Genomic DNA, 15525 nt, shown 5'->3' with positions numbered 1-15525 from the left:
ATTACGAGAATTTATGTCAATTCTAAGCGTCTGCCACTTTGTCACAATTCTTTATTAACTGTATCTTTGCATAATCCTTGACAACGTATTCAGGACGATTAAGCAGATGGAAAAAATAATAGACGAGCATAAACAAGGGGAAGCGCTTACACTAGAGCGAAAACTCGAGAACAGTAAAAAACTTTTTATTGAAAGTTACGGTTGCCAGATGAACTTTGCAGATAGTGAAGTGGTGGCTTCTATACTTGCAAATGAAGGATATAACACCACTCAAAATCTTGAAGAAGCAGACCTCGTGCTTGTAAACACGTGTTCTATACGTGAGAAGGCAGAGGTTACTGTAAGAAAGCGACTCGAAAAATACCAAGCCGTAAAGCGCAAACAAAACCCTACAATGAAGGTGGGTGTGCTAGGCTGTATGGCAGAGCGTCTTAAAAGCAAATTTCTTGAAGAAGAAAAAATTGTAGATCTCGTTGTAGGTCCAGATGCCTATAAAGACATTCCTAACCTACTAAGTGAGGTAGAAGAAGGACGTGATGCTGTAAACGTTATCCTTTCTAAAGAAGAGACGTATGGTGATATCTCACCAGTGCGATTACAAACTAACGGAGTTACCGCTTTTGTATCTATCACACGTGGTTGTGATAATATGTGCACATTTTGCGTGGTACCATTTACAAGAGGGCGTGAGCGCAGCCGTGACCCACAGTCGATACTAGAAGAAGTACAAGACCTAGCAAATAGAGGGTTTAAAGAAATCACCCTACTAGGTCAAAACGTAGATTCTTATCTATGGTATGGCGGTGGCCTCAAAAAAGATTTTGACAAAGCCAGTGAGATGGCAAAGGCTACTGCGGTAAACTTTGCACAGCTTATGGATATGGTGGCCAGAGCACAGCCTAAAATGAGAATACGCTTCTCTACCTCAAACCCTCAAGATATGACGCTAGACGTTATAGAAGTGATGGCAAGCCATAAAAACATCTGTAACTACATACACCTACCAGTACAATCTGGAAGTGACAGAATACTCAAGCTTATGAACCGCCAGCATACGGTAGCAGAGTATAAAACGCTTATAGACAATATAAAAAACCTTATTCCAGACATTGGGATAAGTCAAGATATGATAACAGGTTTCCCCACAGAGACCGAAGAAGATCATCAAGGCACGCTAGATCTTATAGACTACGTAAAGTATGACTACGGTTTTATGTTTTACTATTCTGAACGCCCAGGAACCCTTGCTGAACGTAAAATGGAAGATGACATTCCTCTAGAAATTAAGAAAAGAAGATTGCAAGATGTCATAGACTTACAGCGTGAGATCTCAAGAAAAAATCTATTAAGATATCAAGATCAAACCATAGAGGTATTAATAGAAAAAGAGTCTAAAAAGAATAAAGACGAGTGGAGCGGCCGCAATGACCAAAACGTAGTTGCCGTTTTCCCTAAAGGTGATTATAAAGTAGGTGATTTTGTAAACGTCAAAGTAAATGAGTGCACTACTGGAACGCTAATAGGAGAGGCTGTTGGGTATGCAGATTATTGGCAAAACTAATGTAAACACAGTGGAGTAAATTAATGTCATAAGGAAATACCGATAATGATTTACGTTTACAAAAAGTAGTAACCATTTTAAAATTAAGATTGAAGGTTTAACTTTAATATTTCACTTAAACTAATTATTATGGAAAATTTTACTTTTAGGTTATTTTTTATTGTTATCCTCTTTTTTTCTTGTTCTCAAAATGACGAAACCCCGACTCCTGATGTTGCAGAAGAGGAATCTGAAATGGAAGTTGTAGAAATTCCTGAACTGATTTTGAAAACCGTGAGTAGAAATGTTGTGACAACTGACAACCCTCCTAGGGTTGCTAGTTTTGATATAGAAGGCCGTATTGTGACATTAGAAAATTATGGAGATGTATCTGAATTTTTTCGTGATGAAAATGGAAATCTTCTATATTATAATACTCCAAATCCTCAATATGTTTATGAAAATAATATTTGGACAAAAACTATGAGCTCTACAGACACTGGAGCTACAGAAACACTAGTAACATACGATAACAACAATATCACCTTACAAGGTCGAGATTTATTTGATGATGAAGACTTCTACTTTAGAAACGTTTATACATTTGAAGATGACAGCTATTCTAAGATAATTTCAACAGAAACTATTGATAATTCTAGTGGTCAGATTTTATCTAGAACTACATATGAGTATACTGGAAATAATACGACAAGAGTTTTTACAGAAAGAATTGACCAAGGTACAGGTGAACTTACTCCTAGAAAAGATCAAATTTTTTATTATGATCAAAAAATCAATCCCTACAGAAAAGGATTGCCTCAAAATATAGGTTTGCATTTAAACCTGCAGTTTTTAGAATTAGGAGACTTTAGACAGATTACATATTTATCTCAAAATAACGTGACACAAGTGGATGTTACTGACTTTTTCAACCAATCGCAAGGCAGTATTTTTTATGAATATGAATATAATGATTTAGATTACCCTACCACGAGAATGCAGATTAATGGTGAAACACTCAGGGCAGAATCAACATTTGAGTATCATTAATTGAATTAAAAAACTGTTTCTTAAAGGCGTTATAAGAGATAGAAATAAGCTTTAAAATTAAGGAGTAGACTAATACATTTTAAAGGGCTTAATTACGCTTTCGCGAAAGCGTAAAAACAACCATCACAAGCGAGCGCTGTGACACGACAAACGAGTTAAGTAATTATGGAAGGAATACAAACCACAAAACAAAGATTTGGTATTATAGGAGATAACCCTGGGCTTAATCGTGCAATCGAAAAAGCAATACAAGTGGCGCCTACTGATATATCTGTACTTGTCACGGGAGAGTCTGGGGTAGGTAAAGAAAGTATCCCACGCATTATACACTCGCTTTCACATAGAAAACACAATAAGTACATCGCCGTAAACTGTGGAGCAATTCCAGAAGGAACGATAGATAGTGAACTTTTTGGCCACGAGAAGGGAGCTTTTACAGGAGCTACCTCCACTAGAAGTGGCTATTTTGAAGAGGCAGATGGTGGTACCATTTTTCTAGATGAAGTAGGAGAATTACCGCTGCCTACACAAGTGCGCCTTTTAAGAGTTTTAGAAAATGGAGAGTTCTTAAAAGTAGGATCTTCAAAAACACAAAAAACAGACGTACGCATTGTCGCTGCAACAAACGTAGCGATGTTTGATGCCATTGAAGAAGGAAAATTTCGTGAGGATTTATATTACAGGTTAAGTACTGTAGATATTGCTTTGCCACCATTAAGAGAGCGCAAAGGCGATATACACTTATTGTTTAGAAAGTTTGCTTCAGACTTTGCTATGAAGTATAAGATGCCTACCATACGCCTAAGTGATGAGGCTATACAACTACTCGTGCAATATAGATGGAGTGGTAATATAAGACAACTACGCAACGTAGCTGAACAGATATCTGTACTTGAGACTAACCGCGAGGTAGACGCTACAACTATAAGAAACTATTTACCAGATACAGGATCTAGACTTCCTGCGGTTATAAAATCACAAGAAAAGTCAGACTTTTCTAACGAGCGAGAGATTCTTTACAAAGTGCTTTTTGATATGAAAGCCGACTTAAATGATCTTAAAAAGCTCACGCTCGAGCTTATGAAAAATGGCAACACGCAAGATGTACGCCAGGAGAATGAAAGTCTTATAAACAAGATTTATAATGATGATCAAGACGACTCTTATGAGACAGTAGAAGAAGTGATGGATGTATTACAGATACCTCAAAAATCACAACAAGCTCCTACCCCACCTCCTACAGAGCCAGTAATAGATCCATATCACTTTGCAGAGGAGATAGAAGAGGAAGAAACTTTATCACTACACGACAAGGAGCTGGAACTTATAAAGAAGTCACTAGAGCGTCACAAAGGAAAACGTAAGGCTGCCGCACAAGAACTAGGTATAAGCGAGCGCACACTTTATAGAAAAATCAAACAGTTTGATCTATAACCTTAGGCTTGTACATTCAATTTTTAAACCGCATCTTCGTTATCTACATATGAATTCTATAAAAAGCACCTTACTTATTATCTTATTTGCACTTGGCTTCCAGAGTTGTGGTGTGTACTCTCTAAGTGGAGTTTCTATTGTAAATGAAGAAACTTTTGAAGTTCGCTTTTTTCAAAATGAAGCGGCCATTGTAGAGCCCGGTATAGACCGTGAGTTTACAGAGCAACTTAGGGACATCATACAAAACCAGTCTCCACTAGTGCTAACAAATAGTAATGCAGACGTTATTTATGAAGGCGAGATTGTAGAGTACTATATTGCGCCACAAGCTTCAACCTCAGAAAACACAGCTGCTCAAAACAGATTAACCATTACTATAAACGTACGTTTTTACAACAACACACAAACAGATGGTGAATATGACTTTGAGCGTAGATTTTCTTTCTTTTCTGACTTTACCGGCACGGCTCAACCCGTAGGTAGCGTGCTAGATACCGCTATAGATGAGATTTATGAACGTATAACTCAAGATGTTTTTAATGCATCACTTGCACGCTGGTAATGAATACAGAGCAATACACATACCTGCTTGAACATCCAGATAAAATCACGGCAGAAGAAACTGCAACTTTACGTGATATCGTAGATGCATTTCCATTTTTTCAGAGTGCTCAAGCACTCTACCTCAAAGGATTAAAAAACCAAGAAAGCTTTGCTTATAACAAGGCCCTAAAGCGTACTGCTAGCCACACGTCTGACAGAGCTGTGCTTTTTGACTACATTACGTCAGAGCGTTTTTTACAAAATGACGTAAGCGCACAAATCAAAGAGCAAGAGACGGCACTACGCAACCTTATTATCACAGATATAGAAGACGTCTCTACTATACTTGATGAAGAAGAACAAGCCAAAGCTTCAAAAATATTAGACCCAGATCTCTTTGTAGAAAAAGTAGACTCTGAGATGACAAGAGCAAGAGCAGAAGAGACCCTGCTAGTAGGGAAACCATTACCGTTTACTAAGTCTGAGGCACACTCTTTTAGTGAGTGGTTACAGCTCTCAAGCTTCACTCCTATTGATCGCTCTCAAGATGAGACAGTTCAAACAAAAACCAACAACACTAAAGAGGTTATTGCAACACCTAAAAGTGAAGATACTAACGAAACCCAAACTTCTGTACAAGAAGATAATAGCAAGGAGCGCAAGCGCAAAATCATAGATTCTTTTATAGAAACAAATCCCAAAATAAGCGCATTAAAACCTGCCAAGTCAGAAAAAAAGAAGATTATTAAAGAATTACCATATTCTTCTGAGTCGTTGATGACAGAGACTTTAGCTCGAGTTTATGTAGAGCAAAAGAACTTTAAAAAAGCAAAACAAGCTTACCGCATTTTAAGTTTGAAATATCCAGAAAAAAGTGGTTTCTTTGCAGACCAAATTCGAGCAGTAGAACAACTCGAAGAACAAAAAGATTAAAATATTATGAGTACTACGTTTTATATATTTTTAGCACTGATCGTTATTGTAGCATTTCTACTAGTAGTAGTTATTATGGTACAAAACCCAAAAGGTGGTGGACTTTCTTCTTCTTTTGGAGGCGGAGGTACACAGCAAATGGGTGGTGTGCAAAAAACTACAGACTTTCTTGATAAAGCAACTTGGGCTCTTGCAACTATATTATTAGTACTTATCCTTGCTAGCAACCTTACTATTTTTGACGGATCTGTAACAGGAGAGTCTCAAGTATTTGATGCAAATGCTGTAGAGCAATCTACTCCTGCACCAGCACCGGTAAGCTTACCAGATACAGACGGAGGAGATCAGTAAATCTTCCCATTATAATATTTAAAAAAGCCAGCTTTACAGCTGGCTTTTTTTGTTTTATGCAAATTTGTCAGTGCATAATCACTGGCATAATTTCTGCCACTTACGCTAGCGTAACTTACAGAGGTTACAACTAGAATCAAACTTTATAACTTAAATTAAATACCAATGGCAATTAAAATTCAACCATTAGCAGACCGCGTTGTAATAGAGCCTGTAGCAGCAGAAACTCAAACAGCATCTGGTTTATATATTCCAGATAGTGCACAAGAAAAACAACAAAGAGGTAAAGTAGTTGCTGTAGGATCTGGAACAAAAGATCATACGATGACGGTTAAAGTAGGTGACACTGTGATATACGGAAAGTATGCAGGTAGTGAACTAAAATTTGACGGTGCAGATTATATGATTATGAAAGAGGATGATATCCTTGCGATTGTATAATACCGCAATAAGCAATATGCTATAAGCTTTAGGCTATGAGAGATTTTAGAAAGTATAATATATGGGAGTTAAGCCACAAACTTACTTTAGATATTTATACTGTTTCTAGAGAATTTCCTCAAAATGAAAGTTATGGCATTGTATCACAAATACGAAGAGCATCTGCCTCTATACCTACAAATATTGCTGAAGGGTGTGGTAGAGATAGTGATGCAGAATTCAACCGCTTTCTGACAATAGCAATGGGATCGGCAAGCGAAACAGAATATTTACTTATTCTATCAAAAGATCTTCAATATATAAATGATGAACATTTTGAAAATCTAAATTCAAAGGTGAACATTATTAAACAGAAGATTTATTCTTTAAAACAAAAATTAAAATAACAGCTTAAAGCTTATTGCATACAGCATAAAGCTTTTCGCGAAAGCAAAAGAAAATGGCAAAAGACATTCAATTTAATATAGAAGCACGCGACGGATTAAAGCGTGGTGTAGATAAACTTGCAAACGCGGTAAAAGTTACTTTGGGACCTAAAGGTCGTAACGTGATTATTTCAAAATCTTTTGGAGCGCCACACGTAACAAAGGATGGTGTAACTGTAGCAAAAGAAATAGAACTAGAAGATGCTCTTGAAAATATGGGAGCACAGATGGTAAAAGAAGTTGCTTCAAAAACTAATGACCTTGCTGGTGACGGTACTACTACAGCAACAGTACTTGCACAAGCTATCGTAACAGAAGGACTTAAAAACGTAGCTGCTGGTGCAAACCCAATGGATCTTAAAAGAGGTATTGATAAGGCAGTAGAGGCTATCGTTGCAGATCTAGAAAAGCAAACTGCAAAAGTGGGCAACTCTTCAGACAAGATAAAGCAAGTAGCATCTATCTCTGCAAACAATGATGAAGTGATAGGAGAGCTTATCGCAGAAGCTTTTGGAAAAGTAGGTAAAGAAGGTGTTATCACTGTAGAAGAAGCAAAAGGAACAGAAACGTATGTAGATGTTGTAGAGGGTATGCAGTTTGATCGCGGTTTCCTTTCTCCATACTTTGTGACAAACAGTGAGAAAATGAGTGCAGAGCTAGATAGCCCGTACATCTTACTATTTGACAAGAAGATTTCAAATATGAAAGATTTACTTCCTGTGCTTGAGCCTGTGGCACAAACAGGAAAGCCACTTCTTATCATTGCAGAAGATGTAGATGGAGAAGCACTTGCTACACTTGTGGTAAATAAACTACGTGGTGCTCTTAAAATTGCTGCTGTAAAAGCACCAGGTTTTGGAGATCGTCGTAAAGCTATGTTAGAAGATATTGCTATCCTTACTGGAGGAACTGTAATCTCAGAAGAAAGAGGCTTTACACTAGAAAACACAACGCTAGATATGCTAGGTACTGCAGAGACAGTAACTATAGACAAAGACAACACAACTGTTGTAAACGGATCTGGAGATTCAGATATGATTAAAGCTCGCGTAGGGCAAATCAAATCTCAAATAGAGACTACTACATCAGACTATGATAAAGAAAAACTACAAGAGCGCCTTGCAAAACTTGCAGGTGGAGTTGCTGTACTTTATGTAGGTGCTGCCTCTGAGGTTGAGATGAAAGAGAAAAAAGACCGTGTAGATGACGCTTTACACGCAACTCGTGCCGCTGTAGAAGAAGGTATCGTTGCCGGTGGTGGTGTTGCTCTTGTGCGTGCAAAGAAATCTCTTGACAAAATCAAAACAGAAAATGCAGACCAAGAAACTGGTGTGCAGATCGTAAACCGTGCGATTGAGTCTCCACTTAGAACGATTGTTTCTAATGCTGGTGGTGAAGGAGCTGTTGTGATTTCTAAAGTACTAGAAGGAAAGAAAGACTTTGGTTTTAACGCAAAAAATGGTGAGTACACAGATATGCTTAAAGCAGGAATTATCGATCCTAAGAAAGTAACACGTGTAGCACTTGAAAATGCTGCTTCTGTTTCTGGAATGATTCTTACTACAGAATGTGCACTTACAGACATTAAAGAAGATGCTCCAGCAGCAATGCCACCTATGGGAGGAGGCGGAATGCCAGGGATGATGTAATGGCGAATCGCCATAGATATTTATAAGCTACTCTCGGAGTGGTTCTAAAAATCAAAAACCTCTGCTTAAAAGCAGAGGTTTTTTTATGGTTATTGTTACGCTTTCGCGAAAGCGTAATTACTTCTTTACAAATTGCCAGATAGAAATACTCACCAAAACAAGCAATAAAGGGACAAGCAGCAGAAGGTCTAGACGTGTCTCAAAAGAATTAGACAATCCGTTTACCGAAATAAATTGCTGCATATTATACTCCCAGACTAAGTAGAGCGTAAATACAATCAAAGTGCAAATTTGTACCGCTGTGAGTTTCTTTTTCATATAAGGTTTGTAAGCATTATAACCGCCATTACAATCATAATAGCATTTTCAATAAATGTTGCTTCTGTCATAGGTAGTTTAAGTGCCGTGCCTAGACAAGCACATTGTATCTCTTTCTTACTCAACAAACTTCTAGTCACGCCTACCGTTGTAATACCTAGTATGACAATAGTAAGTACAAGTGCTATGACTATATGTAATCGCATTAAAAACATAAGTCCCAGTGCAAGCTCTATAAATGGGTATACGTAACCATATGCAGGTACTGCACCAGCTAGTGGATCATACATCGCAAAGCTTGTTTTAAATCCTTTAATGTCTAAAAATTTAAAAAAGCTAAAAACAACATAAAACAGTCCCATAAAATCTAGCATTGCTTGATCCCACAAACCATCTTTAAAATGAAGTAATACGGCTGCTCCAGTTATAAACAAAAAGATAAGAAAGAGTGGCTTGAGTTGTTGCATTTTTGACTCGCTTGCTTCTGGCGTAGCAATCTCATTACTTGCAAAAACACCAGTGCTCTTCTCTTGCGTTTCACTCTCTGCTTTTGAATACTTCTTTAATGATATACGATACTTTTCTGGCAATGCACTTTTTAAATGGTCAAGTGTTACCTCGTTGTTCATTGTAAGGGTAGCCTCTTCGTTTTCTAAGGAAACAGTAGCCTGCGAGACGCCGGCAACTCCGGCAAGCTTCTGCTCTACGCTAGTACGACAACCATTACAGGTCATTCCCTTAATTGTATAAACTCTTGTTTTCATTAATCCTTATGATCTTCGTGGTCGTGATGATCATTATGAGTATCGTGACCTTCTTGACTACTTATTTCAACTTCTTGCTGGGTGTAGAGACTTAACGACTTGCCTTTATAATTTGTCACATACAACACCTCATCAATTATAATTAAATCTGTAGGTTTTGAAATATCTGTATCAAGCACTTGCGTAAGACTTCCTTCTAGATCAAAAACAAGTACTCTATCGTTTTCAAAATCTGTTGTATAAGCATTAGTATCTGATACAAAGATGCCCGTCGCTGCATTCATCTTTTGATCTTCACCTATGGTTTTAAGATGATTGCCCTTTTTATCAAATACCTGCAGCCTATTATTATAAGCATCTGCAACCCATATATTACTTTCTGTTAAGTGCACATCTGTGGGATAATAAAAATCTCCATCTGCTTTTCCTTCTTTTCCAAAGGTGATCCAATCGCTAGAATTTTCGGTGTAATGCACTTTGTTATTATAAAAATCTGCAATGGCAACTTCAACACCTTTAATCGCTACCCCAGCTGGAGCATCAAGACTATCGCGGGTACGAACGATTTCTTTTTCGCTTTCGCGAAAGCGTAATACCTCATCATTACCATATTGAGGTATAACAAGTATCTGCCCTTCTGAGGCGATGTGCATAGGCCTGTCTAGTGAGTCTATGGTTTTTAAAATTACACCGCTCTTATCTATTAACACCACCCTATTACGATCTCCATCACTGAGCCAAATTCCTTTTTCGCCCTGAGCGATACCTATAGGATTTACATCTGCTAGAGCAATAGTTTTAGTATGTACCCAGCGTGTTTCTGTTTGTTTCTTTTCTTGACAGCTGGCTATAAGCATCGCTGTCAATAGTATAATTATATACTGTTTCATACTATTGATCTAATCGTTCATATTTACAACATCCAGGTAGGTCTGCATAAGCCTCATCTGTAGCTTTATGAGCTTTTGTGTCGTGGCCTATTCTTGCAATTTCAGACTGTATACCATCAAGCGTGACCTGGCTCTTGTCGTAAGTTACCTTCATCATTTGTTGATCTTGCTTCCAGGCAGCGGCAGTTACTCCAGGTATGCTACCTGCAGCATTTATAATACGTGCCTCACACATACCACACTTGCCAGCCACAAGCACTTGCTGGGTCACTACTACACTCTCTGCAGAGAGCTCTGTCGTATTTGCTTCATTTGCCTCGATAGTACCATCTGCTCTTGTGATTTTTGAAGTGATGGGTGTATACCCTGCTTTTTCTACTTGCTTTACCACAGCCTGCATTGTAAGATTCTTTTCTGATGGGTATTGAAAAGAGAAGTCTCCTGTCTCAATATCTATCGCTACTTTCTTTATTCCTTTAAATTCTTTGAATTTTTTCTCTAGTCCGTATGCACAAAATGGGCAACCTAGACCGTCTACTTGTACCTCAAAGGTGTCCATTGTTTTTTGCGCTTTCGCGAAAGCGGAAACCATCACAACCGCTACGAGTACTATTATTGCTTTTATTTTCATCTGTATTTTCTTTTTAAAATGTATATCTAGTGCCTAAAAAGACACTGTAGTTTAATGCTCTATTTTCTGGAATATCTTTTATGAGTGGCAACTGAACTGCTAGGTCAAAAGTGACCGTTTTAAGCGCATACTGTATACCTTGAGCATACAGTAATTGATACCAATCTCGATCTGTAAGCCACGAGCTTGTGTACTCAAAATAAAGGTTGACTTGCTTGTTTGGGTATTGCGGTTTAAGCAATGGTAGCCCTACGCCAAATTTTGCTCTAAGTTCATCTTGATTACCATCTGGAGCCCAGTTATAGCCTATCTCTGTTGAGATTCCATACTTTAAAGTTTCTAGTCCAGAAACTATGCCATAATAGCCTTGATACTCTCCAGTGCTAATCTCTAATAAGTCTAGCTCCTTACCGGTGGGTAAGGTTTGAATAGTTTTGGCAACCATACGCCAGGTTCTACCTGTACCGTCCTTTCTAAAAAACTGGTATTTACCCTGTACTTTTATATCTGCTAGGGTGCTGCCAGAACCCGCATCATCTAGATCATAACTTAAATATGGTAAATGAAGTGCTATTAATGAGTTAGACGTAGGTAAGTAATGCAACATAACAGGTACATATACTGCGGTGCCTCTGTCATTATTTCTTATCTCTGCAAGGGTCTTAGTAGTGAAGCTATTACCACCTAGCATTATGGGCTTATCTGCCGTTATAGGTGGACCTTGAGCAAGAACTTTTATAAGCACTAAACTCAACAATGTAGTGAAAATTATTTTTTTCATTAGTATTTGATTTTCCTCTAAAAGACTGAGGTTAAATTAATTAAATAAACGTTTTATTCAATTTAAAACGCGTTAAATAATTGCGTATCAAGATATTGATACGCAAAAGACCATCCGCCAGTGCGGAGACTTTTAATAAATCAAATTAGGTATTGCTCAAAGAGCTCTTGGTAATCTTGCGTTATAAGTGGTGGCAAGTACCTGTCAGTTATTACTATTTTTTTTACAACTGTATCAAATAGTAATAAGTAAGTGTGCGTATAAGCCTCTATAAATTCAAGATTCTCTAGCGAGAAATCTTCAAAGTGATGCTTGAGCTCATCTTGTGCGTCAAGCACAGTTTCTTGATCTGAACAGCATTCCATTTTTTTAGAATGGTCATCACCATATTTGTGAGTAAGTGCTGCTTGCATCTCACAAGCTTGTGCCTCTCCAAAAATGCTTACATCAACAAGATGCTCGCCACAATAATGCTTTGACACCGTAAACGACATCGTAGACCCTAGCACTAATACCGCTAGAAGGACAGACATTATATTTTGGAAAATTACTTTCATATCTTATTACAAAGATACAAAAAAGCCCCTCGTGCATCACGAGGGGCTCTTAAATCTATATTAAATCTATATTAAATCTACTAGAAAGCATACTGCAAGCCGGCAGTAATTGTCTCCTTGCGTTTAAGCTGTACACCATTTACGTCTTGTAAAAGTGGTGTTGCAAACTCCAACCCAAAACGTACATTTTTGAGTGTTCCTTTATTTGCATAAAGGTTAAAGCCTAGACCTCCATCTATATAAGTACCACCAGAGTTTCTAGTATCTGCAGTGATTACCATAAGCGGATTTAAATCTGGATTTGCACCATCTATTTCTGAAGCTACAGTTCCTTTTACTCTTGCAGAAAAACTAATCCAATCTGTTGCCTTGTATGCCACCCAGTTATTTAGAGCATAACTATTACCCAAACGGTAGTCGCGATCATTAGTACCCGTGCGCACAACAGCATCTAGCTGGTTACCTCCAGAAAAAGAGTCTGACTGCCAGATATAAGTCGCACCTAGTAATGCATCTAGTGTACCACTACCTAACTGCATAGGGTAAGGCAATATAACTTCATTACCCATGGAGGCAGGCGTTACGTCCATCTCATCTATACTACCCGTAGGCAGTGAGACACCTACCTTTGCGTGTAGCTGCTGCCTGTTTTTATTAAAAAGTGTAACTAGACCAGAGATTTTAAGATCTGAGATGCCACTAGATGAAGTTTCAAAATTTCCTCCCATAGCAGTAAGGTGCTCCATATCCATAGATGTATATCCTAGCATTGCAGCTAGTGTTACTTTATTTGATACGGCATACATACCTCCTAGCATATGCATATTCATAGGCATATCTGTAGGAGTTACCATATACTCCCCACCATTAGGAAGTAATACACTCTCAAAACTTACATCATCACTCCCTCTTTTGAGGTCGTTCATTTGCATATTCATATATCTATAAGAAATCATAAACTCACCTTTTTTATGTGTATGATCTCCCATTACAGAGATAGGTGCGTGACCATCTGGACGATTACTTGACCAAGGGTTTTGAGTTTGAGTTTCTTGTGCGCTTAATACTGTGGTCATTGCTATAGCTAGCAAAGCCATTATAAAATTTTTCATTATTATGTGTAAATTATTGTATAGTAAAATGAGCATATCCCTTTATGGGGAATGCTTAAGGTTTTGAACAGTACATATACGTACCATTCTCGTGATTAACTATACTGATAGTTGAGGAGGCCAATCTATATCAGATTGATATGAGGCTACTTTACCCTCTATTAGCGGGTAAGAATTCTGAGTGTAACTTCTTACTAAGGAGGTGATAGTAAATGACTGTTCTGACTGAAAGTATAAGGGGTAAAACGCTTCTACAATACGTATACTCAGATTCTCACTACTACTATCTGAAGTATCTAGTGATAGCTGCTTAGATAAATAACATTTACCGTTACACTGTAACTTGGGTTTATCTTTATTTACACAATACGTCTCTACTATATAATCTATATTAAGCTCATAGTATAGTACATTGCCTACGTTCATAACTGGACGTAGTGCAAAAATAGAAAAGAGTATAAGTGTGTAAATTGCTTTCAACAGGTAGGTCTGTTATTGATAAGAAATTTATTAAATAAGTTCTTATTGTATCTCCTTATCTACTACGCCGCACTTAAGCATTTTATCACCGTAGTAAGGATTGCGTATTTCTTTAGAATCTGATAACCAGTAAGCACCTTTACCTTCAAAGGCCATAGGGCAATATTGCTTTATGAGTGATCCAGTTGCAAGTTGACCAGAAAGGTACACCTCAACGCTTTTTGACACATCCTCAAAAACTTCACGTTGCTTATCTACATTAGTAGATGTAGCGATTTGATCTAGATTAGATTTTAAAGCAGAAAAAGTCTCTGCACTAGGTACTACAGTAAGCATCTGGCTAAAATCCTTTGCGACAGATGCTGCATCTTCTGCATCTGTATTTACAAAAGCCCCTTTAAGATTTAAGTAAGCACGATGTACTTGTGTAGCCTCTTCTGTTTTAAAAGTCACCTCAACAAACTCTTCTGTCACATTAAGATCTCCAGTAGAGGTTATTACTGCCGTATCAGTATGTTGCGACGGTGCTGTTTTTACTTCTGCCTCTTGATGTTGCTTACAAGAAAATAACGCGATTGCGATGGCTACAAAAAATACATTTTTCATTTGCTAGGGTTTTAACCCTGCAAAAATACAACGTACTCACTTATTTACCTTGCGGTAATAAAAAAATGCCGGCAATAATAAGAAAACAAGTAATGGCTGGATTAAAAAACGGCGCACATAAAAAAGCCCCATATACTCAGAGGGTGTATGGTAATGTAATAAAATATAGTAAACAATACTGAGCACAATAAAAACAACTGCATAAAATACGACCGTAAACTTAATAATCCCCCTATCTCTAAAGACAGCCCAGAGCAAGACCAGCGACAACAGCATATTTAACGAGTATCTAAATAATATATGCACCATTAACTTCCCTTTTGCAAAAGTAGGTAGTGGTGTGTTTTGATAATCTCCGTGAAAATAATCTATGAGAGGATCGTAGAAGAGTACGCTTTCGCGAAAGCGTATAAAAAGCAACCCAAACAGGCATAGCACAGCTAGCAACATATAGAATACCTTATGCATCTTTTACAGGTTTTTTATACGAGTTTATCCAGCCTAGCCATAGCAAGAATACGGTGCCATAAATAACCGCCGGAAAGATAGTGCCGTGTAGTACATCTGCATATGATGGATATTCATAAATACCTATTGTAAGTAAGGCAATGCGCAAGACATTCATACCATAGAGAAGTACGACTCCTCCAAAAATGAAAAGTAGTGTTCTTTTTACATCTCCAAAAAATGCAAGCATAAAAGACACAAAAAGCAGCATCACACTTACGGCATTACAACCTTCTACTACGCGAGCGAGGGTTTTACCGTTCATAGTGAGATTCATTGCTGGCTCCCAAGTACTAGGTTCTACCTTCATATCATACCCAAAAGCAGTAATTAATGCCTGACTTTGTTTTGCAACGTTATGTGTAATATAATCGGGAAAATAGCGACTACTAGCTCCATAGGTTAAAAATAGTTGGTAAAGCGACACGAAAACCAAATAACTTCCTATAAATATGGCTAAAAATCGGAGGACGGGCTTATATTTGCGGACTAATTTGAGCAAGGGATGTTTTT

General features: G+C 37.7%; 20 protein-coding genes. 9 read left to right on the top strand and 11 right to left on the bottom strand.

The genetic code is table 11. The annotated features are described in order from the left end of the window. Positions 1–106: 106 nt before the first annotated feature. The 9 genes from miaB (at position 107) to groL (ending at position 8366) form a co-directional block, all read left to right on the top strand. Complete coding sequence (gene miaB / locus ACJJVM_RS10890) at positions 107–1561, top strand: tRNA (N6-isopentenyl adenosine(37)-C2)-methylthiotransferase MiaB (protein WP_405211690.1); 1455 nt, start codon at positions 107–109, stop codon at positions 1559–1561. Between the two features lie 129 nt (positions 1562–1690). Further along, positions 1691–2590 carry a hypothetical protein gene (locus ACJJVM_RS10885; RefSeq protein WP_405211689.1) on the top strand — a complete coding sequence of 300 codons (900 nt, stop codon included), beginning with the start codon at positions 1691–1693 and terminating at the stop codon, positions 2588–2590. A 165-nt stretch (positions 2591–2755) separates the two neighbouring features. Continuing rightward, positions 2756–4024, top strand: a complete 1269-nt coding sequence (locus tag ACJJVM_RS10880; RefSeq protein ID WP_298347595.1) for a sigma-54-dependent Fis family transcriptional regulator — start codon at positions 2756–2758, stop codon at positions 4022–4024. 49 nt (positions 4025–4073) lie between these two features. Continuing rightward, positions 4074–4586 (top strand): LptE family protein, encoded by a 513-nt coding sequence (locus ACJJVM_RS10875; RefSeq protein ID WP_298347593.1) that lies wholly within the window; start codon positions 4074–4076, stop codon positions 4584–4586. Continuing rightward, a complete protein-coding gene (locus ACJJVM_RS10870) occupies positions 4586–5500 on the top strand; it encodes a hypothetical protein (protein WP_405211688.1) in 915 nt (304 codons plus the stop codon). The genes ACJJVM_RS10875 and ACJJVM_RS10870 overlap by 1 nt, the downstream gene beginning before the upstream one ends. A 6-nt stretch (positions 5501–5506) precedes the next feature. After that, complete coding sequence (gene secG / locus ACJJVM_RS10865; protein ID WP_298347590.1) at positions 5507–5851, top strand: preprotein translocase subunit SecG; 345 nt, start codon at positions 5507–5509, stop codon at positions 5849–5851. 165 nt (positions 5852–6016) lie between these two features. Beyond that, on the top strand, positions 6017–6292 hold the full coding sequence (gene groES / locus ACJJVM_RS10860) for a co-chaperone GroES (RefSeq protein ID WP_021778236.1): 276 nt from the start codon (positions 6017–6019) through the stop codon (positions 6290–6292). A gap of 35 nt (positions 6293–6327) precedes the next feature. Beyond that, complete coding sequence (locus ACJJVM_RS10855; RefSeq protein WP_299149944.1) at positions 6328–6678, top strand: four helix bundle protein; 351 nt, start codon at positions 6328–6330, stop codon at positions 6676–6678. A 53-nt stretch (positions 6679–6731) separates the two neighbouring features. After that, complete coding sequence (gene groL, locus ACJJVM_RS10850; RefSeq protein ID WP_021778235.1) at positions 6732–8366, top strand: chaperonin GroEL; 1635 nt, start codon at positions 6732–6734, stop codon at positions 8364–8366. A 117-nt stretch (positions 8367–8483) separates the two neighbouring features. On the opposite strand, the gene ACJJVM_RS10845 is transcribed toward groL, so the two are convergent. From ACJJVM_RS10845 to xrtF, 11 genes are all read right to left on the bottom strand, one after another. Continuing rightward, positions 8484–8684 carry a hypothetical protein gene (locus ACJJVM_RS10845; protein ID WP_035325413.1) on the bottom strand — a complete coding sequence of 67 codons (201 nt, stop codon included), beginning with the start codon at positions 8682–8684 and terminating at the stop codon, positions 8484–8486. Beyond that, positions 8681–9448: a heavy-metal-associated domain-containing protein gene (locus ACJJVM_RS10840; protein ID WP_405211687.1), complete on the bottom strand. Its 768-nt coding sequence runs from the start codon at positions 9446–9448 to the stop codon at positions 8681–8683. Before ACJJVM_RS10840 ends, ACJJVM_RS10845 begins: the two co-directional genes overlap by 4 nt. Continuing rightward, complete coding sequence (locus ACJJVM_RS10835; protein WP_405211686.1) at positions 9448–10338, bottom strand: NHL repeat-containing protein; 891 nt, start codon at positions 10336–10338, stop codon at positions 9448–9450. Before ACJJVM_RS10835 ends, ACJJVM_RS10840 begins: the two co-directional genes overlap by 1 nt. Before the next feature lies 1 nt (position 10339). After that, entirely contained in the window at positions 10340–10969 is a 630-nt protein-coding gene (locus ACJJVM_RS10830; protein WP_299149952.1) for a heavy-metal-associated domain-containing protein, read from the bottom strand. Positions 10970–10982: 13 nt separating this feature from the next. After that, on the bottom strand, positions 10983–11750 hold the full coding sequence (locus tag ACJJVM_RS10825; RefSeq protein WP_405211685.1) for a hypothetical protein: 768 nt from the start codon (positions 11748–11750) through the stop codon (positions 10983–10985). 140 nt (positions 11751–11890) lie between these two features. Then, positions 11891–12307 (bottom strand): HYC_CC_PP family protein, encoded by a 417-nt coding sequence (locus ACJJVM_RS10820; RefSeq protein ID WP_405211684.1) that lies wholly within the window; start codon positions 12305–12307, stop codon positions 11891–11893. A gap of 80 nt (positions 12308–12387) precedes the next feature. Further along, complete coding sequence (locus tag ACJJVM_RS10815; protein ID WP_405211683.1) at positions 12388–13419, bottom strand: transporter; 1032 nt, start codon at positions 13417–13419, stop codon at positions 12388–12390. Positions 13420–13518: 99 nt separating this feature from the next. Then, the gene (locus ACJJVM_RS10810) at positions 13519–13899 is read right to left on the bottom strand and encodes a hypothetical protein (RefSeq protein ID WP_298347571.1); all 381 of its coding nucleotides are present in this window, start codon (positions 13897–13899) and stop codon (positions 13519–13521) included. Positions 13900–13941: 42 nt separating this feature from the next. Continuing rightward, positions 13942–14505, bottom strand: coding sequence for a DUF3347 domain-containing protein (locus ACJJVM_RS10805; RefSeq protein WP_405211682.1), 564 nt, complete (start codon positions 14503–14505; stop codon positions 13942–13944). 36 nt (positions 14506–14541) lie between these two features. Further along, a complete protein-coding gene (locus ACJJVM_RS10800) occupies positions 14542–14973 on the bottom strand; it encodes an exosortase F system-associated membrane protein (protein WP_405211681.1) in 432 nt (143 codons plus the stop codon). Next, on the bottom strand, positions 14966–15514 hold the full coding sequence (gene xrtF, locus ACJJVM_RS10795; protein WP_405211680.1) for an exosortase family protein XrtF: 549 nt from the start codon (positions 15512–15514) through the stop codon (positions 14966–14968). Before xrtF ends, ACJJVM_RS10800 begins: the two co-directional genes overlap by 8 nt. Positions 15515–15525 lie beyond the last annotated feature (11 nt).

The organism is Dokdonia sp. Asnod2-E02 (genome assembly GCF_045063915.1).
Lineage (GTDB): Bacteria > Bacteroidota > Bacteroidia > Flavobacteriales > Flavobacteriaceae > Dokdonia.
Note: the sequence above shows the minus strand (reverse complement) of the source record. Positions and strands in the feature narration are given on the sequence as shown.

What these genes read in the sequence shown, in the direction of transcription:
- miaB (WP_405211690.1), top strand. Translation starts at nt 107, where the DNA reads ATGGAAAAAATAATAGACGAGCATAAACAAGGGGAAGCGCTTACACTA.
- ACJJVM_RS10825 (WP_405211685.1), bottom strand. Translation starts at nt 11,750, where the DNA reads ATGAAAAAAATAATTTTCACTACATTGTTGAGTTTAGTGCTTATAAAA.
- groL (WP_021778235.1), top strand. Translation starts at nt 6,732, where the DNA reads ATGGCAAAAGACATTCAATTTAATATAGAAGCACGCGACGGATTAAAG.
- ACJJVM_RS10840 (WP_405211687.1), bottom strand. Translation starts at nt 9,448, where the DNA reads ATGAAAACAAGAGTTTATACAATTAAGGGAATGACCTGTAATGGTTGT.
- ACJJVM_RS10820 (WP_405211684.1), bottom strand. Translation starts at nt 12,307, where the DNA reads ATGAAAGTAATTTTCCAAAATATAATGTCTGTCCTTCTAGCGGTATTA.
- secG (WP_298347590.1), top strand. Translation starts at nt 5,507, where the DNA reads ATGAGTACTACGTTTTATATATTTTTAGCACTGATCGTTATTGTAGCA.
- ACJJVM_RS10885 (WP_405211689.1), top strand. Translation starts at nt 1,691, where the DNA reads ATGGAAAATTTTACTTTTAGGTTATTTTTTATTGTTATCCTCTTTTTT.
- ACJJVM_RS10815 (WP_405211683.1), bottom strand. Translation starts at nt 13,419, where the DNA reads ATGAAAAATTTTATAATGGCTTTGCTAGCTATAGCAATGACCACAGTA.
- ACJJVM_RS10855 (WP_299149944.1), top strand. Translation starts at nt 6,328, where the DNA reads ATGAGAGATTTTAGAAAGTATAATATATGGGAGTTAAGCCACAAACTT.
- groES (WP_021778236.1), top strand. Translation starts at nt 6,017, where the DNA reads ATGGCAATTAAAATTCAACCATTAGCAGACCGCGTTGTAATAGAGCCT.
- ACJJVM_RS10845 (WP_035325413.1), bottom strand. Translation starts at nt 8,684, where the DNA reads ATGAAAAAGAAACTCACAGCGGTACAAATTTGCACTTTGATTGTATTT.
- ACJJVM_RS10800 (WP_405211681.1), bottom strand. Translation starts at nt 14,973, where the DNA reads ATGCATAAGGTATTCTATATGTTGCTAGCTGTGCTATGCCTGTTTGGG.
- ACJJVM_RS10805 (WP_405211682.1), bottom strand. Translation starts at nt 14,505, where the DNA reads ATGAAAAATGTATTTTTTGTAGCCATCGCAATCGCGTTATTTTCTTGT.
- ACJJVM_RS10875 (WP_298347593.1), top strand. Translation starts at nt 4,074, where the DNA reads ATGAATTCTATAAAAAGCACCTTACTTATTATCTTATTTGCACTTGGC.
- ACJJVM_RS10830 (WP_299149952.1), bottom strand. Translation starts at nt 10,969, where the DNA reads ATGAAAATAAAAGCAATAATAGTACTCGTAGCGGTTGTGATGGTTTCC.
- ACJJVM_RS10870 (WP_405211688.1), top strand. Translation starts at nt 4,586, where the DNA reads ATGAATACAGAGCAATACACATACCTGCTTGAACATCCAGATAAAATC.
- ACJJVM_RS10880 (WP_298347595.1), top strand. Translation starts at nt 2,756, where the DNA reads ATGGAAGGAATACAAACCACAAAACAAAGATTTGGTATTATAGGAGAT.
- ACJJVM_RS10835 (WP_405211686.1), bottom strand. Translation starts at nt 10,338, where the DNA reads ATGAAACAGTATATAATTATACTATTGACAGCGATGCTTATAGCCAGC.